At 45.1% G+C, this 23,083-nt stretch carries 23 protein-coding genes; 18 read left to right on the top strand and 5 right to left on the bottom strand.

The window, feature by feature from the left end; translation table 11 throughout:
- Positions 1-367: 367 nt before the first annotated feature.
- Positions 368-1,228 (top strand): Cof-type HAD-IIB family hydrolase, encoded by an 861-nt coding sequence (locus tag JWG44_RS18945; RefSeq protein WP_205276634.1) that lies wholly within the window; start codon positions 368-370, stop codon positions 1,226-1,228.
- On the opposite strand, the gene JWG44_RS18940 is transcribed toward JWG44_RS18945, so the two are convergent.
- Positions 1,199-1,411: a hypothetical protein gene (locus tag JWG44_RS18940; protein ID WP_205276633.1), complete on the bottom strand. Its 213-nt coding sequence runs from the start codon at positions 1,409-1,411 to the stop codon at positions 1,199-1,201. The genes JWG44_RS18945 and JWG44_RS18940 overlap by 30 nt on opposite strands.
- 110 nt (positions 1,412-1,521) lie before the next feature.
- On the opposite strand from JWG44_RS18940, the gene JWG44_RS18935 reads away from it, so the two are divergent.
- The 10 genes from JWG44_RS18935 to hemG all read left to right on the top strand — a co-directional run bounded on the left by JWG44_RS18935 (position 1,522) and on the right by hemG (position 12,662).
- Positions 1,522-2,397: a Rossmann-fold NAD(P)-binding domain-containing protein gene (locus tag JWG44_RS18935; RefSeq protein WP_205276632.1), complete on the top strand. Its 876-nt coding sequence runs from the start codon at positions 1,522-1,524 to the stop codon at positions 2,395-2,397.
- The gene (hemC, locus tag JWG44_RS18930) at positions 2,382-4,010 is read left to right on the top strand and encodes a hydroxymethylbilane synthase (RefSeq protein WP_205276631.1); all 1,629 of its coding nucleotides are present in this window, start codon (positions 2,382-2,384) and stop codon (positions 4,008-4,010) included. The genes JWG44_RS18935 and hemC overlap by 16 nt, the downstream gene beginning before the upstream one ends.
- Positions 3,979-4,932, top strand: a complete 954-nt coding sequence (gene hemB / locus JWG44_RS18925; RefSeq protein WP_205276630.1) for a porphobilinogen synthase — start codon at positions 3,979-3,981, stop codon at positions 4,930-4,932. Before hemC ends, hemB begins: the two co-directional genes overlap by 32 nt.
- The gene (hemL, locus tag JWG44_RS18920; protein ID WP_205276629.1) at positions 4,929-6,254 is read left to right on the top strand and encodes a glutamate-1-semialdehyde 2,1-aminomutase; all 1,326 of its coding nucleotides are present in this window, start codon (positions 4,929-4,931) and stop codon (positions 6,252-6,254) included. Before hemB ends, hemL begins: the two co-directional genes overlap by 4 nt.
- Positions 6,254-7,168 (top strand): sensor histidine kinase, encoded by a 915-nt coding sequence (locus tag JWG44_RS18915; RefSeq protein WP_205276628.1) that lies wholly within the window; start codon positions 6,254-6,256, stop codon positions 7,166-7,168. The genes hemL and JWG44_RS18915 overlap by 1 nt, the downstream gene beginning before the upstream one ends.
- Positions 7,165-7,851 (top strand): response regulator transcription factor, encoded by a 687-nt coding sequence (locus JWG44_RS18910; protein ID WP_205276627.1) that lies wholly within the window; start codon positions 7,165-7,167, stop codon positions 7,849-7,851. The genes JWG44_RS18915 and JWG44_RS18910 overlap by 4 nt, the downstream gene beginning before the upstream one ends.
- Positions 7,841-8,863, top strand: a complete 1,023-nt coding sequence (locus tag JWG44_RS18905) for a uroporphyrinogen decarboxylase family protein (protein WP_205276626.1) — start codon at positions 7,841-7,843, stop codon at positions 8,861-8,863. Before JWG44_RS18910 ends, JWG44_RS18905 begins: the two co-directional genes overlap by 11 nt.
- The gene (gene hemN, locus JWG44_RS18900; protein ID WP_205276625.1) at positions 8,860-10,209 is read left to right on the top strand and encodes an oxygen-independent coproporphyrinogen III oxidase; all 1,350 of its coding nucleotides are present in this window, start codon (positions 8,860-8,862) and stop codon (positions 10,207-10,209) included. The genes JWG44_RS18905 and hemN overlap by 4 nt, the downstream gene beginning before the upstream one ends.
- Before the next feature lie 110 nt (positions 10,210-10,319).
- Positions 10,320-11,282, top strand: coding sequence for an LA_0442/LA_0875 N-terminal domain-containing protein (locus JWG44_RS18895; RefSeq protein WP_205276624.1), 963 nt, complete (start codon positions 10,320-10,322; stop codon positions 11,280-11,282).
- A gap of 102 nt (positions 11,283-11,384) precedes the next feature.
- Positions 11,385-12,662 carry a protoporphyrinogen oxidase gene (gene hemG, locus JWG44_RS18890; protein ID WP_205276623.1) on the top strand — a complete coding sequence of 426 codons (1,278 nt, stop codon included), beginning with the start codon at positions 11,385-11,387 and terminating at the stop codon, positions 12,660-12,662.
- 50 nt (positions 12,663-12,712) lie between these two features.
- On the opposite strand, the gene hemH is transcribed toward hemG, so the two are convergent.
- Together hemH and JWG44_RS18880 are read right to left on the bottom strand one after the other, a co-directional pair.
- Entirely contained in the window at positions 12,713-13,825 is a 1,113-nt protein-coding gene (gene hemH / locus JWG44_RS18885; RefSeq protein WP_205276622.1) for a ferrochelatase, read from the bottom strand.
- A 16-nt stretch (positions 13,826-13,841) separates the two neighbouring features.
- Positions 13,842-14,951, bottom strand: coding sequence for a putative porin (locus JWG44_RS18880; protein ID WP_205276621.1), 1,110 nt, complete (start codon positions 14,949-14,951; stop codon positions 13,842-13,844).
- A 210-nt stretch (positions 14,952-15,161) separates the two neighbouring features.
- Between JWG44_RS18880 and JWG44_RS18875 the strand changes: the two genes are divergently transcribed.
- The 3 genes from JWG44_RS18875 (at position 15,162) to JWG44_RS18865 (ending at position 17,606) form a co-directional block, all read left to right on the top strand.
- Complete coding sequence (locus JWG44_RS18875) at positions 15,162-16,079, top strand: ParA family protein (RefSeq protein WP_205276620.1); 918 nt, start codon at positions 15,162-15,164, stop codon at positions 16,077-16,079.
- Positions 16,072-16,779 carry a ParB/RepB/Spo0J family partition protein gene (locus tag JWG44_RS18870; protein WP_205276619.1) on the top strand — a complete coding sequence of 236 codons (708 nt, stop codon included), beginning with the start codon at positions 16,072-16,074 and terminating at the stop codon, positions 16,777-16,779. The genes JWG44_RS18875 and JWG44_RS18870 overlap by 8 nt, the downstream gene beginning before the upstream one ends.
- A 224-nt stretch (positions 16,780-17,003) precedes the next feature.
- Entirely contained in the window at positions 17,004-17,606 is a 603-nt protein-coding gene (locus tag JWG44_RS18865) for an NADPH-dependent FMN reductase (protein WP_205276618.1), read from the top strand.
- A 10-nt stretch (positions 17,607-17,616) separates the two neighbouring features.
- On the opposite strand, the gene JWG44_RS18860 is transcribed toward JWG44_RS18865, so the two are convergent.
- On the bottom strand, positions 17,617-18,795 hold the full coding sequence (locus JWG44_RS18860) for an acyltransferase (RefSeq protein ID WP_205276617.1): 1,179 nt from the start codon (positions 18,793-18,795) through the stop codon (positions 17,617-17,619).
- Positions 18,796-18,889: 94 nt separating this feature from the next.
- On the opposite strand from JWG44_RS18860, the gene JWG44_RS18855 reads away from it, so the two are divergent.
- Complete coding sequence (locus JWG44_RS18855; RefSeq protein WP_205276616.1) at positions 18,890-19,288, top strand: cyclic nucleotide-binding domain-containing protein; 399 nt, start codon at positions 18,890-18,892, stop codon at positions 19,286-19,288.
- Position 19,289: 1 nt separating this feature from the next.
- Here JWG44_RS18855 and JWG44_RS18850 read toward each other — a convergent pair whose 3' ends face one another.
- Positions 19,290-20,306 (bottom strand): GGDEF domain-containing protein, encoded by a 1,017-nt coding sequence (locus tag JWG44_RS18850; protein ID WP_205276615.1) that lies wholly within the window; start codon positions 20,304-20,306, stop codon positions 19,290-19,292.
- Between the two features lie 151 nt (positions 20,307-20,457).
- On the opposite strand from JWG44_RS18850, the gene JWG44_RS18845 reads away from it, so the two are divergent.
- The 3 genes from JWG44_RS18845 to JWG44_RS18835 are packed head-to-tail and all read left to right on the top strand — an operon-like array spanning position 20,458 to position 23,028.
- Positions 20,458-21,204, top strand: coding sequence for an SDR family oxidoreductase (locus JWG44_RS18845; protein ID WP_205276614.1), 747 nt, complete (start codon positions 20,458-20,460; stop codon positions 21,202-21,204).
- Entirely contained in the window at positions 21,180-21,731 is a 552-nt protein-coding gene (locus JWG44_RS18840; protein ID WP_205276613.1) for a low molecular weight protein-tyrosine-phosphatase, read from the top strand. Before JWG44_RS18845 ends, JWG44_RS18840 begins: the two co-directional genes overlap by 25 nt.
- Before the next feature lie 25 nt (positions 21,732-21,756).
- Positions 21,757-23,028 carry an NAD(P)/FAD-dependent oxidoreductase gene (locus tag JWG44_RS18835; RefSeq protein ID WP_205276612.1) on the top strand — a complete coding sequence of 424 codons (1,272 nt, stop codon included), beginning with the start codon at positions 21,757-21,759 and terminating at the stop codon, positions 23,026-23,028.
- The last annotated feature ends 55 nt before the right edge of the window (positions 23,029-23,083 follow it).

Here is a 23,083-nt window from a genome sequence, read left to right as displayed (position 1 = left end):
CCGATCCAAAGTGCTCTCCGGAATCAACAAAGTTACGGTATCCATTCGACTTTCCTGAAGACTGGACGAAATTTCTTCATCCGCATTGAACGTTAAGTATCCCATACCCATTTCAGTTCCTGGATCACTTACAATCGGGGCCAATTTCCTCGAAAAAAAGTTTTTCCGAGCATTTTCTCGAAGTTTTTTTTCTCCTTTTTCCGCACTTTTCCTTTTTTTTGAGGTTTAGTCCCGACTCGTTTTCGCAAAAACGAATGGAAATCCTCGATAAAAGAAAGGCTCCGGATTCTTCTTTACTCCGCGCGAAATTTCAGAAACAAAAAATTCCTTTCTCTAAATTCTCCCTTTCGATTTTCTGAAACAAAACATGTCTTTTGATCCCTCGCAGATTCATACGATCGCCGTCGACCTGGACGGAACCCTTCTCAACTCCAAAAGCAAGATCTCTCCCCTCACCCACTCCGTTTTGCAGAAGGCCATCGACCAAGGGAAAAATCTCGTCATCGCGACGGGAAGAAGATTTTTCTCCACCTTCGCGTTTGCAAAAGAATTCAAAGGAGAAGTCCATGTCGTCTCGAACAACGGACAAATCTTGAGACATTCTCCTAGCGCCGATCGGATCGGCGAGAGTTATCTCGACACGAAACTCGTCTCTGAGATCCTTCTTTTAGGAAAAGAATTTCATACACCTCCGATTCTTCATGTCGACCATTTTGAAGAAGGTATCGACATGTTTACGGAAGTTCCCATTACGAGCGAGATCTATCACAACTATTCGGGAGGAGATCTTTCTCGCACACGTTCCATCGGAGATTTTCTTTCTCTTGAACTCGATAAGATTCTTGTGGTTTGTTTTTTATCCCTTCAAAGAGAAGATCTGGACTCTCTCGTTCAAAAAATTTCCGCGTTGCCCGGAGCCTCCGAGCTTCGTTGTATTCTTACGAAAATTCCCGGTGTCGCCTATTGTGTGGAGATCATCAACGTCTCCGTTTCCAAATGGTCCGGAATTTCTCGTTTTCTTTCCTTAAAGGGTTTGGAGGGGAATGGAGTCGTTTCCTTCGGAGACGAGAGAAACGATCTTGAAATGTTGCTTCACAGTGGAGTCGGTTTTGCGATGAAAAACGCGGTACCCGAAATCAAAAACTCCGCGAAGCACGTTACGCGATACAGCAACGAAGAGGATGGAGTCGCTCTTGCCTTAGTGGAGAATCGGATCGTTTCCTTTTGAAACACTCTTTACTTCACAAGATTTGCAGGCCTGTGTATAACATCCGAAATCTTCGTCTTTAGAATGAGAAGTTTTTCCGGTGAATTCTTGAATCACGGAAAGAAGAGGAAAGAGCAACCGAATTGCGGTCAAGCTCACGATTCCGTAGACGATCCAATCCTGAGTCTGAGTATCAAGTTGCATATATGACCAAGTTGAAAATCAGTCTCAATAAAGTCAACGGAAAGTTTTTCCAGCCGGTGACACTTCTTTGACAATCTAACCCATAAAGCTGGTATAGTTCATTTAACAATATGTGGTCCACACTTCGCGTTTATCATTCTACTCAGAAAGACAGAGAGATGATTGAGAATCCGGATTCTTTTTCCTGGATGACTTGTATGCGCACGATCTGGATCGCCGACAGCCGAATTCACGGCGGACCTTCTTTTTTTCCTTCCACTTTGGAAACGTATTCCGGTTATGAAGGATATCGTTTTCTTCTGGAAGTTATCTCGGGTCTTCATTCCAGACTCTTGGGTGAAACCGAAGTTCTCGCTCAGTTCCGGGATAAATTTAAGAATTCTTCTCTTCCCTCTTCCGCGTTCGGAGAATATCTGGCGAGGCTTCGCGACAGTCTCATTCAAGATTCTAGAAACATTCGTTCTCGTTATCTTCAAAACATCGGCGAACAATCCTACGGCGGACTCGCGAATAAATATCTAAAAGACGCGTCTCGAGTCACTCTTCTGGGAACGGGGCAACTCTCCGAAAAAATTCTTCCCTGGCTGAAAAATCGAAACGTAACTCTCGTGGGAAGAAACAAAACCCGTCTGGAAGAACTTTCAGCGACGTTTGAAGTGGATTCGAAATTGTTAAACGACTGGAAACCGGACGGTTCCGCGATCGTGATAGCGGCGCCTCTGGATCTGACTCCGTTTCTCGATCGGATTCAGCCCGGAACTTTGATCGTGGATTTTAGAGAAGTCCCTCTGGAAAAAAAACTTTCTGATACGATTCAATCGGTTTCCTTTGCCTCGATGTTGGATTCTCTTCGTGAGACCGAAGAGCGTGCGCTTCAGATCCGAGAAAGAGTACGACCCGCGTTAGACGAAATTGTGGAAGAACGGGAGCTCGAAGCTCAACAATTCATTTTCGGCTGGGAAGACCTGACTTGTCCCGCGTTCTAAAGATCGGATCCCGCAAAAGCGCACTCGCAAGACTTCAAACTTACCTTGTACTCGGCGCCCTTCGAAAAAAATTTCCCGATTTGGAAGTGGAGCTTTATTTTAGGGAAGCCTCCGGTGATCAGGATCTGCAAACCCCTCTCTGGAAGATGGGAACTCGCGGTGTTTTTACACAAGACCTTACAAAAGAACTCGTGGACGGAAAGGTGGATCTTGTGGTTCATTCTTGGAAAGACTTGGATCTGGAAGGCCATCCAGCGACGAAGATCTTAGGAGTTCTGGATCGTGCGGATCAAAGAGACGTCCTTCTCTGGAAAAAAACATCCCTCTTAAAACATTCTCCGGAAGAATTGAAGATTCAGACCTCTTCTCCAAGAAGAGAATACAATCTCAAAAAATTTCTTCCGAAATTTCTTCCTTCCCGTTATAAAAATTCCGATCTGATCTTTCTCCCGGTCCGCGGAAATATCCAGACGAGGGTCCGCAAATGGAAAGAATCGGACGTTGACGGGCTCGTGGTTGCAAAGGCCGCGCTCGATCGTCTTTTGTCCACGGATTTTCTCAATTCGGACGAATTAGAATATCAAGAAATACGAAAGTTCTTAACCGAAATCCTGGAAGAATCCGTATTTCAGATCTTTCCACTTTCCTTAAACCCGTCCGCTCCCGCGCAAGGAGCGGTGGCCGCCGAAGTCAGAGCCGACGACGAATGGGCCCTGAATATCCTAAAAGCCCTGAGCAATCCCGACGTCGTAGCCGCAGTCGAAGAAGAAAGAAAAATTCTTCGGAAATTCGGCGGAGGTTGCCACCAAAAGATCGGCGTTTCGATTCTCCAGCGTCCTTATGGCAAAATTTTGTATCAAAGAGGGCTTACGGACGCGGGTGAAGTCCTTGAGATCGAAGAACAATTCTTCTCTTTTTTAACTCCTTCGGCGGAATCCGTGGAAAAGGTATATCCGGTTCCGGGAGAAGCGATCAAACAAAAAAGGACGCCGCTCCCGTCTAACAAAGGTTATGTGCTTACCGCGGACGGTAAAAAGGAAAACCACATTCTTCCCGAAGAGTTGATCCAAAGGGATTGGCTCGTAACTCGAGGAAACGCGTATCCAAATCTGGATTCTTCTTTGGAACACAAGGGTATTGTTTGGACGAGCGGTCTTAAAACCTGGCATCAGCTCGCCGAGCGCGACGTCTGGGCGCACGGTTCTCTGGACGCATTAGGGGAAGAGGAACTTCCAAAGGGTTCACTTTTCGGAAAAAATTTGAATTTTGTAAAATGCACTCATATCGGTTCTACTGAAATCGAATCGGGTTTGGAGAGAGTTCTTACGTATCAAACGACTCCTCTTGAAGATCATCCGGATCTTTCCGAGAAAACTCATTTTTTTTGGATGAGCGCTTCCCAGTTCGACAAAGCGCTCTCCTTGTTCCCTCAGATCAAAGACCGTTATCACGCTTGTGGTCCTGGAATCACCTCTTCACATATCCGAAAAGTTCTGGGAGAATCCGCAAACATTTCTATCTTTATACACTACGAGTCCTGGCTTGCGAGTTTGGGTCTCGAGGAATTCAAAGGAACAAAGCTTGGAAACCAAACAGAGAAGAATTCGGCTTAACGCAGCGCTCAGAGATCTCGCCTCTTCGGAAAGTCTCAATTACAAAAAGCTAATACAGCCTCTTTTTATCGTGGAAGGCCTCAAAGAAAGGGAAAAAATGGATTCTCTTCCGGGAGTTTTTCGCGATACGGAAACGAGCGTTTTCAAACAAATCGAATCCGATTTGAAGTTCGGAGTTACTCATTTTATTCTATTTATGGTTCCGGAACTCAAATCGAATACTGAAATTCCTAAGTCTTTTTGCGAACGTTCGATCTCTTCTCTTAAGAAAGAATTTCCGGAAGCCTTTCTCTGGATCGATACGTGTATGTGTTCCCTCACAACTCACGGTCATTGCGGCCTCTTGCACAAGGATGGAAGTATCGACAACGCTTCTTCAGTAAAACATCTTTCGAATATCGCTCTCACCTACGCGCAGTCAGGCGCCGATGGAATCGCTCCGAGTGATATGATGGACGGAAGAGTGGGAAGTCATCGTAGAATCTTGGATACAAACGGATTTTCACACGTTCCCGTGATGAGTTATTCCACAAAGTTTAAGAGTAATTTTTACGGACCTTTTCGTGCGGCGGCGGATTCCGCTCCGGGACACGGAGATCGTTCCTCGTATCAGATCGACGTTCGTAATCGGGAAGATTCGATTCTTTCTTCGATTCGGGACAAAGAAGAAGGCGCCGATTTTTTGATGGTCAAACCCGGAATGACTTCGATCGATCTCATCGGTCCGATCCGAGAAAAAACCGGGCTTCCCACCGGAGCTTATCAAGTGAGCGGAGAATTCGCGTCGATTCACTACTTGGCGCAAAACGGATTTTGTGATTTCGAAGCCGCGTTACGCGAAACCTGGCAGATTTTTTCGAGAGCCGGCTCTTCGTATCTTATCACTTACGCGGCGAGAAGAGGGAAGGAGATTTTTCAATGAGTCAACATCAAACGTCTTTATCAGGAAATTCATGGAAAGGAAAAACTTCGGAAGAGCTTTTTGAAAGAGCAAAAAAGGTTTCTCCCGGAGGAGTTCATTCTCCCGTTCGCTCCTTTCGTTCCGTGGGAGGAACTCCGGTTTTTTTCGCATCCGCAAACGGAGCCACGTTAACCGACATACAGGGAAAAGAATACGTCGACTATTGTCTGAGTTTTGGTCCTCTGATTCTCGGGCACAGGGATCCGGAAGTGGAAGATGTGGTTCGTGAAACGACAGGGCTCGCGTGGAGTTTTGGCGCGGCGGAACCCTACTCTCTCGAACTCGCTGAGTTTATCACGAGCCGGATTCCTTGGGCTGAAAAAGTCCGTTTTGTAAATTCGGGAACCGAGGCCGTTATGAGCGCGTTACGCGTCGCTCGAGCCGCAACCGGAAGAGAAAAGATTCTAAAGTTTGACGGATGTTATCACGGTCACTTGGACGCTCTTCTTGTAAAAGCAGGCTCGGGTCTCGCGGGAGAATCCTCTTCGGACAGCGCCGGGATCTCCGCTTACGCGATCGCAAACACGCTTGTGCTTCCGCTCGACGACGAAAAAAACGTGGAAGCCTTGTTCGCAAAAGAAGGCAAGGACATCGCGGCTCTGATCATAGAACCGCTTCCTGCGAACTACGGACTTCTTATCCAAAGAAAAGAATTTATTTTGAAGATAGTCGAGATCGCAAAAAAGCACGGAACGTTAGTCGTCTTTGACGAAGTGATCTCCGGTTTTAGGACCGGATTTCAAGGAATGGCGGGTCTTCTCGGGGTAAACCCGGATCTTGTAACGTATGGAAAGATTATCGGCGGAGGATTTCCCGTCGGATGTTATGCCGGCAGAAAGGATCTGATGGATCTTGTCGCGCCGGCGGGCCCCGTTTATCAGGCTGGAACCTTGAGCGCGAGTCCATTTGGGATGAGGGCCGGTTTGGCGACTTTGCAAAAAGTGCAAAGAGAAAACGTCTATTCGATTCTTGAAAAAAGAACAAAGGCCTTTGCGGAAGAGATGAAAAACATTCTCAATCAAAGCGGTTTGGGAGAATGGGACGCGGTTTCACATTCTTCTCTTTTTTGGTTCCATAAAAAAACTGCGGAGCCGATTCGAACGATCGAACAAATTCCGGAAGGACATAAAGAAGGATTTGCAAAAGTATTTCATGTTTTGTTAAAGAACGGAATCTATCTCGCGCCTTCCGGTTACGAAGTCGGTTTTCTTTCCTTCGCGCATACGGACGAAGTCATCGCAAAAACTTTGGAGACGGCCAAAAAAGCTCTGAAAAATCTCTGATGTCCTCCGTCTGGAAAAACACAAGAATTCTCTTTGCAGTCCTTTGGCTTCTTGTAACTTTTTCCCTCGGCGTTTGGTGGTTTCTTTTGGGTCTAAAACTCACGAGTATGATCGCCGAACTCAGCGCCAAATTGGACGGGACCGCCGCTACTGAAAGTCTTCTTGTGCTGGAAAGACAAAGCAGGATGATCAAAATGGAAGGTCATTTTTTTCTCGCAATGCTCGTGTTAGGCGGGAGTACTCTGATCTGGCTTTCTTACAGGGATTCCCTGAGAAACAAACTCATTCACGATTTTTTTTCCACGGTGACACACGAGATGAAAACTCCTCTTGCGAGTTTGCGTCTTCAGGCGGAAAGCCTTCAGGAAGAATTACCCAATCCGAACGAGAATAAACTCATCTCTCGCTTACTCATGGATTCGGTTCGTATCGAATCCCAGATGAACCGCGCTATGTATCTCGCGAGTCTTACTCGATCGGAGATTCTTTATATCGAAAAAACGAATCTCAAAGAAGTAATTGATTCCATCCGGGATGATTTTCCGAATTTGAAGATCGACTTGAGTAGAATGGAAAACTTCGGCGTGGCCGCGGATCGAAAGGCCCTTGAAAGTATTTTTAAGAATTTAGCGGAGAATTCGATCAAACACGGAAGGGCGACCGCGTTAGATATTATTTCCAAAAAGGAAAAGTCCGGAGAAATCCGGATCCACGTAATCGACAACGGAAACGGCTTTGACGGAAACTACAAAACTCTTGGAATTCCTTTTAATCGACATACGAGTACGAGCGGAACCGGCATCGGACTTTATATCATAAAAAAATTGATGAAGAAGATGAAGGGAAGAATGGAGATCGTTCCCGTCGAATCCGGATTTCGAGTGGATCTGATTCTCCGGGAGGCGCATTCTTGAAAGCCAAACTCTTGTTAGTCGAAGACGATCGTTCTCTCGGAGAAACCCTGCAGGAAAGACTTCAGAAGGAAGGTTACGAAGTTCTCTGGACGGTCTCAGCGGTTTCCGCAAAAAAACTCGCAAAGGAAGAAAGGCCTCATTTGATTCTTCTGGATGTAAGACTTCCGGACGGGGACGGTTTTACGCTCGCGGAAGAATTGAAGGAAACAAAGGATTGTCCTCCGTTTTTATTCCTGACCGCGCAGGCGGGCGCGCCCGAAAGGCTTAGAGGGTTCGAGTTGGGCGCTGAAGAATTTATACCGAAACCGTTTCATCTCAAGGAACTTCTGATCCGCGTCAAACACGTATTAGAATCTCATAAACATTCGATAGAAGAATCCAAATTCCGTTATAAGGATTATATATTGGATTTTCAAGGGTTTCAGATCAAAAAAGGAACTGAAGAATTTCCTCTCTCCAAAAGAGACTGCGCCCTACTCCACTTTTTGGTAAGCGAACGGGATCGAACCGTGAGCCGCGCCGAAATTTTGGACAAACTCTGGGGAGAAGAAAGTTTCCCAACAAATAGAACGATAGACAACTCGATCGTACGACTCAGACAAACCTTCGGCGAAGACGCTGTGATCCGTTCGGTGAGAGGAGTCGGTTATCAATGGACTGGAGATATTCAAAATGTCGAATGAACGCTACTCGAATGCGTTGTTAGGGATCGCACAAAAAATTCCCCCCGTATGGATGATGAGACAGGCGGGGCGATATCACAAACACTACCAAACCTTGAGGCAAAAACATTCTTTCGAAGAACTCTGTAAAATCCCGGAGCTGGCGGCCGAGGTCGCCTTCGGCCCCGTGGACGAGTTCGATTTCGACGTCTCGATTTTATTTTCCGATATTCTGTTTCCGTTGGAAGCGCTGGGAATGGGTTTGAAATATACGGACTCAGGCCCCGAACTCGGTTTTGCGATTCGTTCCAAAGAAGACCTCGCGAAGTTGAAGTCCGTAGAAGATTCCATTTCCTTTATGCAGTTTCAAAAGGACGCGATGAAACTGACACGAGAAAGAATTCCGAAAGAAAAATCTCTGATCGGTTTTGTCGGCGGGCCTTGGACCTTGTTTACTTACGCAGTCGCGGGCAAACACGAAGGGAATCTTTCTCTTCCGAAAACGTTGACGAATGTCAGGAAAGAATTCCTCGAACGGATCGTCCAATTCTTAAAAGCTAACATCGCCTTGCAGTTGGAAGGCGGGGCCGACGCGATAATGATTTTCGATACCGCGGGAGGAGATCTTTCTCCTGCGCTTTTTGACGAGATCGTAGTTCCCGGAGTAAAAAGTATCGCCGACGCCTTTCCTGGAAAAGTCGGATATTATAGCAGGGGAACCGTTGCCCCGCATTTCCGGAGTATACAAAAGATTTCTTCTCTTGTCGGATTTGGACTCGATCATCGATGGGATCTGAGAGACGTTTTTAAAACCGAGAAGAGGATGATCCAGGGAAACTTTGATCAGGCTTTGTTATTTATGGAAAGAGAAGAATTTAAGAAAACCCTAATGCAATATTTGAAACCTTTCCAAGATTTGGCGCCCGAAGATAGGATCGGTTGGGTCTGCGGACTCGGTCACGGCGTGATGCCGAAAACCCCCGAAGACAACGTAAAAACTTTCGTAGAAACAGTGAGAGAGACATTCCGATGACAACAGCAAAAGATATGATCGCAAAATACGACATACCGGCTCCTCGATACACGAGTTATCCCACGGTTCCGTATTGGTCCGAAAATCCGACTACGGAAGAATGGCTGGACAAGATAAGAAATCGACTCAACCCGAAGGATTCTTCGCTTTCCTTATATCTCCATATCCCTTTTTGCGAAACGTTATGCTCCTTTTGCGGGTGCAACACTTCGATCACAAAAAATCACACGGTGGAAGACCCGTATATCAGTTCGCTTCTCGAGGAGTTTGAAAACTATCTAACCGAGGTACCGGAGATCGGACAAAGGGAGCTGAAGGAACTTCATCTCGGAGGCGGAAGCCCCACCTATTTATCGGAAAAAAACATGGAATTCTTATTGGATTCTATATTAAAAAAAATGAATGTTTCATCCAAACCGGACTTTTCGCTCGAAGTGGATCCGAGAAGAACCAGGGAAACACAGCTCAAGGTTCTTTATGATTTCGGTTTTAGAAGAATCAGTCTCGGAGTTCAGGATTTTGATCCCGAGGTGCAAAGACTGATCAATCGTACTCAACCTTTCGAGATGACGGAAAGGATCACGGATCTTTCAAGAAGTATCGGATACAATTCCGTAAACTTCGATCTTATCTACGGATTGCCGAAACAAACCTTGGAAAGTATGAAACTCACCGTCGAAAAAACACTCGAACTTCGTCCGGATCGAATCGCATTTTACAGTTACGCTCATGTCCCCTGGATCAAAGCGGCGCAGAGACTTTTTACCGAAGCGGATCTTCCTTCCGGACCCGAAAAAAGGGAACTCTACGAGGTCTCAAGAGAGATGTTTCTTCAATCCGGTTATCATGAAATTGGAATGGATCACTTCGCTTTGGAAACTGATTCTCTCTCAACGGCGGCGAAGAATGGGACTTTGCACCGAAATTTTATGGGATATACAACAAAAACTACGGAAATGCTCCTCGGACTCGGAGTTTCTGCAATTTCCGACAGTTGGGATTGTTTTCATCAGAATGAGAAGATCGTAAAAAAATATCAGAAGCATATCCATGAAAGTAGGTTCGCCACACTCAGGGGACATAAACTCGATGCGGAAGATCTTGTTCAAAGAGCGTTGATCTTGCAGCTTTCAACGACGGGAAAGGTTTGGGTACCGGATCAAATTTTGCAGGATGTGCGACTCTATTTGGCTTCGATGGAAGACGATAATCTTATTGGATGGGAGGAAAACCTCCTGTCCTTGACTGAAAAGGGCTGGCCTTTTCTTCGAAACGCCTGTACGGGACTCGATCTCAGGTTAAGAAGAAAAAGTCCGGAATCGAGGGTTTTTTCGAGAGCCATCTAAGAATCGCTCGAATTTCAGTCAAAAAGTCGTCCAATAAATTATTGATAAGGAAGGACGTCTCGTTCATACTTGAGGTTCGAGCCGGTTTCGCTCGGGGAAGGCCCGTTTTGATGCAATTTTTGAAAAAAATATTTCTATACTTCGGTTTATTATTTTTACTACCCCTTTCCCTCTTTGCGGAGACGGTCCTCTTGCACGAAGGAGGATCGTTTCGAGGAAAGGTAATCACTCAAAATCAAAAGACGATTACCCTTCAGACGAAAGAAGGGAAACGAGTCGTCGCCAAAAAAGAAATTCTCAAAGTGATCTATAAGGATATCAGCGAGGAAGAGGAAGAAAGAATCCGAGACGCAGAGATCAAAAGATTGGAAGAAGCAAAGCTGGCCAAACAGAGAAATTTAGATCTTAAAAAACAGCAAGAAGAGGAAGAACGTCTTCGTAAGGAACGAGAAGCCGCTGAAAAAAATCGACCGCCGATAGCTCCGACCCCTCCTCCAAAAAAGCCGGAAGTATCGAAGGCGGGAGCGCTCGGAAGATCCGCAGTTCTTCCCGGCTGGGGACAATGGGCGAGCGGGAGAAAATTCGCCGCGGTCATCTACCCTACTCTATTTTTAGCCGCCGGTTACGCGGTATATGAGAATAATCGAAAATACCACGTCGCTAGGAAAGAGTATGAGAGTTACGGGAATCCGTATTCGACCGGAGCGATCGCCTTATCCACCTTAGGCGTTGCAAACCCGACTCTTCCTCCTGTGATTACAGATCCGTTATCGCTTTATGTTTATAACGAATCTTCGAGCAATCTCTATCAGAACAAAAAGGACGCCGTTGACAAGGCTTATAGGAATCTTCAAACCAGCTTAGGAGTGTTAGCCGGTATCTATCTGATCAACTTGGCCGACGCTTTTATTTTCGGCGGAGCGGTTTCCTCTTCAGTCGGAATTTCGGACGGTTCGAGTAAAGGTTTGATGTTTGATTTTAATCCGATGGCTAATTCAGGAACTGCGATGGGCGGGACTTCTTCCTCTTCCTGGGAATCCAAATATACCTTCGGTTACAGATATAACTTTTAAGTTCCATTCTTAAATTCCGCGCCGTAGTCTTTCACTGCAAAGTTTCCCTAAATTCCAAAGATTGCTGATTTACAATCTTTGGAATCTTATAAAAATAGATCCGTGGCGTCACAACAACCGGATCATATCATCCTTGGAGCCGGGTTTACCGGACTTCTTCACGCGACACTTTCGGTTCAGAAAGGAGAATCCGTTCTTATCTACGAAAAAAAAAATCGATTCGGAGGTTTGATCCAATCGGTCCAGACTCCTTTCGGGCTTGTGGAGACTGCCGCAAACGGAATTCTAAATTCATATCGTCTGGAAGAATTGGCTAAAATCCTCGGATTGGAGATCATCCCTACTCAAAAAATCTCCAAAAAAAGATATATCTGGAAGGACGGAACTCCGAAAAGAATTCCTCTTTCGTTCTTTGGCGGGTTACGCGCGTTATACGGTATGTTCGGAATTTCATCCGGTTTTCAAAGAGACGAATCCGTATATCACTGGGGAGTTCGTGTTTTGGGGGAAGACGCGGTTAAGAATGTGATAGAACCCGGTCTTTCGGGGGTTTACGCGGGCGATCTCAAAACAATGTCCGCGGAACTCGTGCTCGGAAGATTTATCCAATCGAACGGATCTCTTTGGAAAAATCTAAAAAATACCTTTGAGAAAAAAAAGTCGGAACCGAAGGTCCCAAAACAACGAAAAGGAACCGTGAGTTTTCGCGGCGGCCTCGGAGAATTGTTAAGCGCAATGGAGACTAAGATAAAATCCTCTCCGAATTCGAAGTTGATCTATTTGCAGGAGGCTCCGTCCATTTCCGCTCTCAGAAAAAAATATCCGAAAGCAAAGATCACCGTCGCCTGCGGTATAGAATCCTCTTTAAAAATTCTTTCTTCGAGTTTTCCGGTTTTTAAAAGATATGAGAAAGTTTGCGGAACGTTAGGGGTCGTAACGGCGACAAGATTCGGAAACGAACCGCTTCTCGGACAAAAAACGGGCTTCGGAATTCTTTTTCCTCCCGGTTCCGGCTTTCGTGCAAGGGGTGTACTTTTAAATTCTTCGATTTTTCCGGGACGGGTTTCCAAAGGAATTTATTCCGAGACTTTTATTTTTGGAGGAGCCTTGGACGGGGAGATTTCAAAATTAAAAGAGAATGAGATCGTTTCCATCTTGGAAGAAGACAGAAAAAAAATCACGACCCAAAAAGACGATCCGATCAATCACTACGTAACGATTTGGAAATCGGCTCTTCCGGTCTACGATTCGGCTCTTCTTGAATTCAATAAGGAGTTGGACCGCAGCCTTCCGGGAGGAGTTTTTGTGGAAGGGAATTTTAGATACGGAATCGGACTCAGTTCCATCTTGGAAAGAGCCTGGAACGTTATGCACTCTTGAGCCTAATTTTAGTCTGAGTAGTTATTATTTTCTTTGCGCGATCTTTTAATTCAACGATCGATTGTATTCGAAAGAAAACATTCTTTCGTGTTGAGGTCGGGCGTATGGCCCCCCAAAGTTCTACAAAGGCATTCTTTTTTTGTCGCACGAGTCGATTCTAAGCTGATCTTTGCCATCGCTTTGATGAACTTCGGATAAATTCCGGGAGCGGGGATTCGATAGTAATCTTTAATTCCGTTCGAGTGGGCTATTTCTTTGAGTTGTTCTCCGATTTCTTCCAATGTTTCGAGATGATCGCCCACAAAGCTGATCGGATACACCGCGACTCTTTTGACACCTCTTCTTCCGAGTTCCTCCAATTTTGTGATCGTGTTCGGTTCCGTCCACTTCGAAGGCCCTACCCTGCTCTGAAAGGAAATATGACATTCTCCCTTAAACCCCTCTTTTCGCAGCGATGAGGTTAGATTTTTTACGTTGGTTTCGATTTCCTCTCTGTATTTGTCTCCTTTTTGAATCAATCGGATCGGAATTCCGTGTGCGCTAAAAACGAGGTCGATGTTTTCCCAGTTTGGGATGTTTTGGAAAGATTCGGAATGTAAGAATATTTTTTTATCCAATTTCCCCTGAAAGAATTCCAAGATCAGATCCCGGATCGACTCCAAATACAAAGGGGAAGAATGAAACGGTGAAACCCAACCTTCGAAAGCTACGGGGCAAACTTTTGTGGTTTTTTCTATGAGTTTGGCAGTGCTAAGAACCGTGGATCTTGAAAAATGCGGGAATAAAGGTAGAAGAATATTTTTCTTGGATGGGGTGAGTTTTTTTTTGTCGAGCTCCCGGATATCCGGATATCCGCAAGCCATCGTTACCTCCCCTTCCCATTCTTCTCCCGTAAGTTTTGTAAGTTCGTTTGCGATCGCCTTTGCTTGTTTTTCGGTTTCGGAAACGATCGGAGATCCGCCTCCAAAACCCATGGACGTATAGGCCGCGGCGACCTTCGGAGCCCTTTTTACGGCGATCCACCTTGCAAGTCTGATTCTTAAGAACTCCGGGATCGGGAGATCGAATACGAACGGATCTTCAAAAAGATCGATTAAGAATTTTTCAATTTCGGAAGTGTTACGAGGGCCGCCTAAGTTGATTAGGAGAATTTTGTTTTTCAATTGGGTTGCCTGCGGTTTAATACAAATACCCGGTGATCGCGAGTTCCACGTTCCATTCTTTTAGATTCATATAGTTTTTATACTGACCTAAGTTTTGTGAAAGAATGTCGTTATAACTTAGACCGCCCTTGGTCACAAAATGACCGTCTCCAAAAAGTCTGTGTTCGTTGAGTTTGAAAAAAATCAGATAATTTCCGAAAAGACGTCCCGCGCTCACGTTAAAATCGATCCCAAAACCGGAAACGTCGCCTATAAAATTCAACGCGCGTTGGTAGTGAAAGTCTCTGAAATGTCCGCTCCAAAAAATTCCGGAAAAGGAAGTTTCAAAAAACCAACCGGCGTTAGAGTAACGATAACCAAGTCCCAATGGAAATTCGTATGTGGAATAGGAAAGGCTCAAACCGAGTCCGATTCGATTGAGAAAAAGGGGGTTAGAATCAAAAAACTGAAACACGTCGTAGAGTACGTATTTCATAAAAGTGTATTGAAAGCCGCCGGTAAGAAAAAGGCCCTTTCCTTCCTTTCTCGCGTCGGGATCCGCGTCTCCGAAGTATCTTCTTAGTATCAAAGAATGACGATCCTGTTTCATCGATAGACGACCCTTCCCGTCGGCGAAATTTCTCGAACCGATAAAAGTATAAGGGGAGTCGTAGTATGAAAATTCCCTTGTCGAAATTTTGGTTCCGCGTTCTATCGTGGGCTCTCCTAAAAAAAAGTCTTCGTCCCTCCCCTCTCCCGCGTTCACATACCAACCCGTAGTCCGTCCTCCGTAGTCGGCCTCCCATTTTTTCCAGCGAAGAGTAAATCCAAGACCCCCGTAGTTAAAATCGCGTTGATAGGTGATTCTGGATCCCCCTTTTAATCCCGAAAGGTTCGCGTATTTCGTCCCCGTTTCAAAGATATTGTCTCCTCCGTTTTTTCCCGCGAGGACCGTAAAAGAGGATTGTTTGAGAATTTTTCGAAAAAGAGATTCCTCTTCGGGGAAGGGTTTTTCCTTTTCCTGTTCAATCCTCGGAGGTTCGATGCCAGTATTCGTTTCGTTTTGCGCCGAAAGGGAGATTGTAAATAAAAAATGGATGAGGACAAAGTGAAAGAATGTTCTAAACGAGTTGTTTTTTATATTCATAATTCTATTTTTATTGAAACTCGGTTGGTCGGCCGGGGTGAAATCGTTTCACCCCTTTGAAGCCCTTCATCCGGGAATCAAGGCAGAATAACCGCCCTACCCTACTCATGCAATTCCGTTTTTTAGCGGTTGTAAATCAATGGGACATAGTATTGATTTGACAAAGTGCGATAGTTTACGCGATTCTGATATCACAAGCTCCCAAAAAGTATGAGTTCCAAAATTCTTACAACACGCCAGGTCTTAGACGAGTATGAAGTCCCTTCGGAGGAAGAGTTTTTGTCCAAGGTCAAAGAATGGAAAATTCCTTCTTCCGGAAAAGGAAAATACGACCGTGAAGTGATCGAAAAGTATTTTCAAAAGTCCGATCAGGCGGTTTATGAATCCGTAATCATCGCCGTTTCAAACCAAAAAGGCGGAGAAGGAAAAACTACGGTTTCGGTTTGTCTCGCGGAGGCTCTTTCCAAAACGGCTCCGGTTTTACTCGTGGATTGGGACGCTCAGGCAAATATAACTCAGTTGTTTTTTGGGTCCGTAGAAAAATCGGTTTTTCACGCCCTCGGCTACCGAGGCGAAGAACCGGTTCCGGTTCAAGACTTGATCGTAAAACTCGCGGACGGTTTGGACCTGCTTCCGTCTTCGATCCATCTCGCCAATTTTACTACTCCCTATGAAAGGGACGATTTTGAACTTTTGAAGGACGCACTCAAGCCGGTTCGCTCCAGCTATAAATATATCATCATAGATTGTCCTCCGTCCCTAGGTTTGATTCTTGAAAACGCTTTGATCGCGGCGGATCACGTTTTGATTCCGATTCAGACGAGAGCATTTAGCGTCCAAGGTTTAAAAGACCTTCATTCTACGATCTTAAAAATAAAAAGGAAGGCCAATCCTTCTCTCAATCTTTTGGGCGCAGTTCTCAATCAGTATGAAGACGCGAGGGCCCTTGCGGGTCTCGCCGATGCGATCCGAAAATACTTCGGAGTTTTTGAAACCGTAATTTATAGAAGGGAGTCGATTCCCCAGGCGCAGGCAAAAAAAAAGCTCTTGGGAGAATACGACGGCAAAGCGATGCAGATGTTTTTCTCCCTCGCGGATGAATTGATAAAGAGGATTTCAAATGGCTAAACGTTCTGACTTTGCAGGAATGGATCTCCTCACCGCGTTTGGTGAAAAAGAATCTTCAAAAACCGAAATTCAACTTTCGGATATTATTCCAAATCCGGTGCAGCCGAGGGTTTTTGGAAAGGAAGAAGTATCCGACCTCGTCGAATCGATGAAACGTCTCGGGTTGATCGAGCCGATAGTAGTTAGAAAATCAGGTAAAAAATATCAGATAGTCGCAGGTGAAAGAAGATACCAAGCCGCAAAAACCCTAAAGTGGACGGCGATCCCGGCGATCGAAACGTCGGCTTCCGAAGATAAGTGTTTCGAAATGGCCCTCGCGGAAAATGAAAAACGAAAGAGCCTCAATCCTTGGGAAGTCGGACGCGCGATTCAATATCTCAGAAAGGAAAAAAGAAAAACCGCGGAAGAGGTCTCAAAGGTTTTGGGATTTACCGAAAGATACGTAAAACAGCTCAGCTCGATCGCGCGTCTGGATCAGAAGTCCGTCGCCGATCTAATTAAATCCGGAAAAGACGCGTCCGTAAAAAATCTGGAAGACCTCCTAAAACAAAAGGAAGGACGGGGGGGTGAAATGATTTCACCCCGAAAGTCGGCCCCCTCAAAGATAGTTTTACAACTCGGAAAACTCACCTCGCAGCAAAGGGAAAAATTCATAAAAGAACTTTCCTCGCTAAAGAAGAAATACGGCCTGAAGGACTGAGGTTTTTCAGGAATCATCGGCTTTAGCTCCGTTTAAGGCCGTTTTTTTCTTTTCATCTTTGTTCCCAGGATATCTTTGAAAAATGGCTTGAAGAAGGGGCGTCGATTCCTTCTAAGGTTATAATAAAGTAACTTCTTGTTTTGGAAATTCCGAGCACAAGGTTAGGATCTAAAACGAATCGTGAAAAAAGAATCAGAGCTAAACGTTTTCAAATCGGAGAAAACATGAAACTTGCCATCATTTCGGCTTCACATCGAAAAATTTCCCAGTCTGCAAAGGTTGCAGAATGGATGAAAACCCGGCTCATTTCCTTCGGGCACCAGGTTTGGACTCTGGATCTCGGGAATCATAGGTTGCCCGTATGGGACGATTCTTTCTGGGACGGAGGCGAAGAATGGGATAAGATTTGGAAACCGATCGAGTCCGAACTGGATCAAGCCGACGCTTTTGTTTTTGTGACTCCCGAATACTCCGGAATGGCGTCTCCGGGTCTAAAGAATTTTCTTCTCTACTGTAATCACAAAATTCTCGGTCACAAACCCGCGCTCATCGGGGCCGTCTCCGCGAGCCGCGGCGGAAGTTATCCGGTCGCTGAACTTAGAATGAGCAGTTATAAAAATACAAAAGTCTGCTATATACCGGAACATATCATCGTAAGAGACGCTGAAAACGTCCTAAACGGATCGGAAGCCGTAAGTAAGGAAGATTCTTATATCCGTGAAAGGATCGACTTTGCACTCAAAATTTTGGTAAGTTATGGAGAGGCGCTGAAGACCGTCCGTGCGTCCGGTCTTACTTTTAAGAAAGAATTTTCAAACGGGATGTGATTCTTTATTTTTAACTTTTAGTCGCCGGCGAAAGGATTTTTGCCGGAAATTCCGAAATTTTAGTTACGACCAGCCAGATCAAAAGCGGCAGAAGAACGTTGACCAGAGCCGTTATCGGAATCCAAATCCAAGAAAACGCAGCCCCCCATTCGAAAGGACTCCAAGCGTGCATAAGGTGGATGAGAATCGGATGTAAAAGAAAAATTCCCATGCTGTTCTTTCCTAAAAAAGCAAAAGCGCCGATCAAAGTTTTATGTCTCCTTTGGCCCTGCGTTTTTTCAGCCCAGAAAAAAATCGCGAGAAACATCCCGAGCGGATAGAAGATCAGGTGATTGGAGGAATCGAACTTCCAAAAAATTCCCGCCAAAAACAGCGTTGAAAGATAGATTAAAATTCCGATCCAAAGGATCGTTTTTAGAGAGTAGGGGAGGGGGGAGGACTTTTCTTCCGAAAGAGTCAAAAAATTCTTAGGTTGTTTAAACCATTTTCCGGCTAACATTCCGAAGGTGAAAAAGAATACAAATCCGGTGAATAAAATCGGCTCGATCGTTCGTATTATTCCCTCCGGAAAAAGCGGAAAAACATGATTGGAAGTTAAGTTGACGATCAGGCTTAAGAGGAGGATCGAAAAAATCGCCTTTTTAGTGTTAAGTTTTGTTTGGATTTTTGAAAACAAGGGAAAGATCAGATAAAACGAAAAAAGAAGCGGAACAAAGTAATAAGGAGCGCACCAGGTTCCGAGTAATAACCCGTAGAAGAAAGATCCCAAATCCGGCGCCGTCCCTAATTTAACCCAAGCCGCGAGTAGGCTCGCAAAGAAATAAGGAAGAATCAGTGAAAGGATCTTTGATTTCCAGTAGTCTCTAAAGTTTGTATATTTCAGAAAAATTCCGGAAGAAAGAATAAAGGCCGGGACGCTAAATCGAGCAAGATTGGAAAGGGCGAGAGTCGCAACCGATGAGCTTTGCTCCGGTCCGAAGTATTGAAAGTAGGAATTGACGTGGATAAAAACGATTCCGGTGATCGCGAGTCCGCGGATAAAATCTATCGATTCGCTTCTTCCGCCGCTTGAGTCGTCTTTTTGCGGAGACGAGATTAGAATTTGGGAAGATCGATTTGCGAAAAAGAAAAAGGCAAATAGAAGAAACAGACCGAATAGATCCATGAAAAGCTGAAGATGTGAATTCATAAAAAGAGTGTACTTTTCCGGGGTAGAATTAATATTCATCTGTCAATATGCGATTTTTTGGTAAAGAATCTAATTTATTAGGTCGGTTTAAAAAATGAATAAGGTGCAGATCCCTGCCGGCGGAATTATCTTTCGCGAAGGCGAACTGAATAACGCGATGTATGTGATTCTTAGCGGATCCGTTGAAATCTTTTTTACTCGTAAGAATGTAGTACAACGTCTCGCGATCATGAAAAAAGGAGACTTTTTCGGCGAGATGGCTCTCTTTCGTTCCTCGCCGAGAACGGCCACCGCGAAGACGATTTTGGATTGTGAACTCGCCGTGATCGAAAGTAAACAACAACTGGAAAAGTTCTTAGTGAACAATCCGGACTTCTCCGCAAAGATGGTTCGAATTCTTGCGGATCGCCTCGCAAACACGAACGCGATTTTGATTTCTAAGTTGGACGAATACGCATCGGGAGAATTGGAATTCGGGACTTCCGAGGGATGATTTAAGTTTCGGAAGAATGGATCAAAATTCTATCCTTTCCCGATTTTTTTGCTTTGTATAAGGCGGAGTCCGCATTCTTAAAAAGTTCGTTCGTGTCTTTTCCGTCTTCTCCAAATCTGCAAATCCCTCCGGAGACCGTGACGGCCAGTCCATACTGACTCATCGAAGCTTCTAAGAGATAGTTTCGAAAACGATTGGCCGCGACGAGCGCGTTTTCTTTCGGAGTTTCCGGTAAGATCACCGCGAATTCCTCTCCGCCGATTCTACAACAGATATCCTCTTGACGAAAAGAGAAAAGCATAGTGCCGGCGATCAATCTTAGAATGTCGTCTCCGAATCCGTGTCCATATGTATCGTTGATGATCTTAAAGTTATCCACATCCAGGATCAAAAGACAAAAATCCCTCTGATAACGCGAGCTTCGGTTTATTTCTTTGTTGAGAATGATGTTGAAGTATCTGCGGTTGTAGATCCCGCTCGTTTCGTCGATGACGGTGTTGAGAATGATCTCCTCGAAGGAATACAACTCGACGATTTTCGGATTTTCTATGATTCTATTTTTGCTGAAGATATAGTCGAGCATCGAAACTACGAAGTTGACGTTTCTTCCCAGAGAAGAACTCATACTTTCGCCGTGTTTATATATTTCTTCCCAGAGTTCTCGCGCTTCCGGTTCTTGGATTTCCAAGTGGGAGATGATTCTAAAAAAATCGGAATAGAAGTAAGGATTGTTTAAGGCGAGTTCGGCGATTCGGGTTTTAAATTCCGGCAATCCGGATTCGTGATCGTGTAAAAGGGAGATTACTTTTGTTTTGAGATCGGGGCCGATGTTGCGGATGGCTTTGAGTTGTTCGTTCATTTTGATTAACTCGAGCCTCGCCATTCCCGCCGTATTTTCGTGAGCTTGGAGAGTTTTTTCAGCTTCTAAAAGTTCGCTTTCACTGAGTCTGGAAATTCTTTCGTAGAGTTCTACCAGGCTTTTGAGTCTGGTAATTTCATTTTGCTGGTTCAGGTCCATTCACCTCACCGCCTTTCTTTTTCGCACCGGCTCCCAAAGGGGCCCTTTTACAAATTTATTGCTTTGAGGTTTTAAAGGTAAACCAAATAAACTGAACCTTTTCGGAAATTAATGTTTGAAGCAAGTTATAAGATAATAGGAAGTTGATTCTATGAAAAATGTCCTCATTACAGGTGCGAGTTCCGGAATCGGTAAAGAATTAGCCAGGATGTACGCGGAAGCAGGGGCTAACGTGGCTCTGACAGCGAGAAGAAAAGATTCTTTAAAAAAAATCGCGGATGATTTGAAGTTGAAAGGGGCGAAGGGGAAGATCGTATTCGCGACTTTGGACGTGGCCGACTACGAACAAAATTTCAAAGTGATTCCGAAACTGATAAAGGAGTTGGGCGGTTTGGATTTGATGATTCTCAACGCGGGAATTTCCACCAGTTCTTCGTTTGGTGGAAGGAGCTTTGAGGCGGATCGGAAGGTGATCGAAACCAATTTGATCGGCGCGATGGCGGGTGTGGAAGCCGTTCTTCCGACCTTTCAAAACCAAAAGTCGGGTCAGATTGTGGGGATTTCCTCCGTGGCTTCGTTTAGAGGGCTTCCGGGTTCCGCCAGTTATTCTTCTTCGAAAGCGGGACTTTCCACTTATCTGGAAGCTCTGAGAGGAGAAGTAAAACGTTATGGAATTCTTGTGACGGTGATCCATCCCGGTTTTATCGATACCCCGATCAACAACCAGATGAAGTCCCGTCCTTTTGTGGTTCCGGTCGAGAAGGGTGTGCAAAAAATTTATAAAAGAATTGAAAACAAAGTTTTATCGGCTACAGTTCCTTGGTTCCCTTGGACATTTATCGGTTATCTCATGAGAAGTATGCCAGAGTTTTTATGGTCGAAGATCAATCCGAAATAAATTTACCTTTTGAAAAGTCAGCCTCACAAGGCGGAAGCCCGATTCGTGTTTTGTTTGTCTGTCTCGGAAATATCTGCCGTTCTCCCGCGGCGGAAGGCGCATTCTTAGATTTGATCCAAAAAAGAAATTTAGAATCCGCCTTTGTCGTGGATTCCTGCGGAACGTCTCGGTTTCATCTCGGAGAACTTCCGGATCCGAGAGCGAGACAAGCCGCGCGTAAACGAGGAATCGAACTCACACACAGGGCGCGTCAGTTTCGAAAGGAGGATTTCAAAGAATTCGATCATATTCTTGCGATGGATAAATCGAACCAGAAAGACATCCTCTATCTGGCTTCGACCGATGAAGAAAGAAAAAAAGTGCAACTCTTTCGATTCTTCCAAAAGGATTCCAAAAAAGATTCCGAGGTTCCGGATCCATTTTATGGAACTCTAAAAGACTTTGACGAAGTGCAAAATATCGTCTCGGAAACCGCAGAAGACTTTCTGGAATTCCTCCTCTCTAAAAAGCTGGATTTGAAAGCCTAAATATCCGGGAGGAAAAAATCTCTCTATGAGTAAATCCGGAAAGAAGAAAGTAGTCATCATCGGCGCAGGGTTTGGCGGTCTTCAAGCCGTCAAAAAACTCTCTCAAAACTCGGACCTCGAGATCACGGTCATCGATAAAAAAAATCACCACCTTTTTCAACCGCTTCTCTATCAGGTCGCAACGGCGGTTTTGAGTCCCGCCGATATCGCGATTCCGACTCGATCCCTCGTCGGAGAAAGTGAAAACGTCACGGTAGTACTGGGGGAAGCCACTAAGATCGATATCGAAAACAAAACGGTCTATTATCAGAACACTTCTACAAATTATGATTATCTAATATTGTCGGCGGGTGCAAGATCGAGTTATTTTGGGAACGATCAATGGGCTCAACATACGATCGGATTAAAAAATCTGAAGGACGCTCTCAAAATTCGCCATAAACTTTTGATCTCTTTTGAAAAGGCCGAACTTTCCGGAGATCCTGAAATCGCGAAGTCCCTTTTGAACTACGTGATCATCGGAGGAGGTCCGACCGGTGTGGAACTTGCCGGTTCCATCGCGGAGCTTTCCCATCAAATCATTCGGGATGAATTTCATTCCATCGATCCGGCGCTTTCCAAAATCACTTTGATCGAGGCCGCACCGAGGCTTCTGATGGCGTTTTCTCCGTCTCTTGGAGAATTTGCAAAAAAAAGATTGGAGAAGAGGGGAGTGGAAGTGCTTACCGGGACGAGGGTCGTGAACATCGACGAAAAGGGAGTTCATCTGGAAGGGAAAACGATTCATTCCGAAACCGTAATCTGGGCGGCCGGGGTTCAGGCGAACGCGATCGCATCCACGTTAGGCGCTTCTTTGGATCATTCCGGAAGGGTGATGGTCGACGAGTTCTGTAATATAGAAGGTCATCCTGAAGTTTTTGTGATCGGCGATATCGCCAATTATACAAAGGGTTTGGAACGTCCTCTTCCCGGCGTTTCTCCCGTTGCCATGCAGCAGGGAAGATACGTCGCCGCTCTGATCAAAAACGACCTGAAGAATAAAAAACGCAAACCGTTTCATTATATCGACAAGGGTTCGATGGCGACGATCGGAAGAACGGACGCCGTCGCCGAAATCGGCTTTCTAAGGATGAAGGGTTTTTTCGGATGGCTCGCTTGGCTTTTTGTCCACTTGTTCTATCAGGTCGGGTTTAAGAATAAGATTACGATTTTGATTACTTGGGTTTGGTCGTATATCGCGTTTAGCGCGGAAGCGAGAGTGATTCAGGACGAGGTCAGCGCCGACAACAAGGATTAAAACAAGATTCTCCGAAAAACGTTATCTGTCATCAGGTTGAAACCGCGCATTGAAA

The organism is Leptospira ainazelensis, from assembly GCF_016918785.1.
Lineage (GTDB): Bacteria > Spirochaetota > Leptospiria > Leptospirales > Leptospiraceae > Leptospira > Leptospira ainazelensis.
This window is presented reverse-complemented; position numbering and strand designations above follow the sequence as displayed.

What these genes read in the sequence shown, in the direction of transcription:
- JWG44_RS18860 (WP_205276617.1), bottom strand. Translation starts at nt 18,795, where the DNA reads ATGAATTCACATCTTCAGCTTTTCATGGATCTATTCGGTCTGTTTCTT.
- JWG44_RS18845 (WP_205276614.1), top strand. Translation starts at nt 20,458, where the DNA reads ATGAAAAATGTCCTCATTACAGGTGCGAGTTCCGGAATCGGTAAAGAA.
- JWG44_RS18915 (WP_205276628.1), top strand. Translation starts at nt 6,254, where the DNA reads ATGTCCTCCGTCTGGAAAAACACAAGAATTCTCTTTGCAGTCCTTTGG.
- JWG44_RS18855 (WP_205276616.1), top strand. Translation starts at nt 18,890, where the DNA reads ATGAATAAGGTGCAGATCCCTGCCGGCGGAATTATCTTTCGCGAAGGC.
- JWG44_RS18905 (WP_205276626.1), top strand. Translation starts at nt 7,841, where the DNA reads ATGTCGAATGAACGCTACTCGAATGCGTTGTTAGGGATCGCACAAAAA.
- JWG44_RS18875 (WP_205276620.1), top strand. Translation starts at nt 15,162, where the DNA reads ATGAGTTCCAAAATTCTTACAACACGCCAGGTCTTAGACGAGTATGAA.
- JWG44_RS18850 (WP_205276615.1), bottom strand. Translation starts at nt 20,306, where the DNA reads ATGGACCTGAACCAGCAAAATGAAATTACCAGACTCAAAAGCCTGGTA.
- JWG44_RS18865 (WP_205276618.1), top strand. Translation starts at nt 17,004, where the DNA reads ATGAAACTTGCCATCATTTCGGCTTCACATCGAAAAATTTCCCAGTCT.
- hemL (WP_205276629.1), top strand. Translation starts at nt 4,929, where the DNA reads ATGAGTCAACATCAAACGTCTTTATCAGGAAATTCATGGAAAGGAAAA.
- JWG44_RS18935 (WP_205276632.1), top strand. Translation starts at nt 1,522, where the DNA reads ATGTGGTCCACACTTCGCGTTTATCATTCTACTCAGAAAGACAGAGAG.
- JWG44_RS18835 (WP_205276612.1), top strand. Translation starts at nt 21,757, where the DNA reads ATGAGTAAATCCGGAAAGAAGAAAGTAGTCATCATCGGCGCAGGGTTT.
- JWG44_RS18840 (WP_205276613.1), top strand. Translation starts at nt 21,180, where the DNA reads ATGGTCGAAGATCAATCCGAAATAAATTTACCTTTTGAAAAGTCAGCC.
- hemN (WP_205276625.1), top strand. Translation starts at nt 8,860, where the DNA reads ATGACAACAGCAAAAGATATGATCGCAAAATACGACATACCGGCTCCT.
- JWG44_RS18940 (WP_205276633.1), bottom strand. Translation starts at nt 1,411, where the DNA reads ATGCAACTTGATACTCAGACTCAGGATTGGATCGTCTACGGAATCGTG.
- JWG44_RS18880 (WP_205276621.1), bottom strand. Translation starts at nt 14,951, where the DNA reads ATGAATATAAAAAACAACTCGTTTAGAACATTCTTTCACTTTGTCCTC.
- JWG44_RS18945 (WP_205276634.1), top strand. Translation starts at nt 368, where the DNA reads ATGTCTTTTGATCCCTCGCAGATTCATACGATCGCCGTCGACCTGGAC.
- JWG44_RS18870 (WP_205276619.1), top strand. Translation starts at nt 16,072, where the DNA reads ATGGCTAAACGTTCTGACTTTGCAGGAATGGATCTCCTCACCGCGTTT.
- JWG44_RS18895 (WP_205276624.1), top strand. Translation starts at nt 10,320, where the DNA reads ATGCAATTTTTGAAAAAAATATTTCTATACTTCGGTTTATTATTTTTA.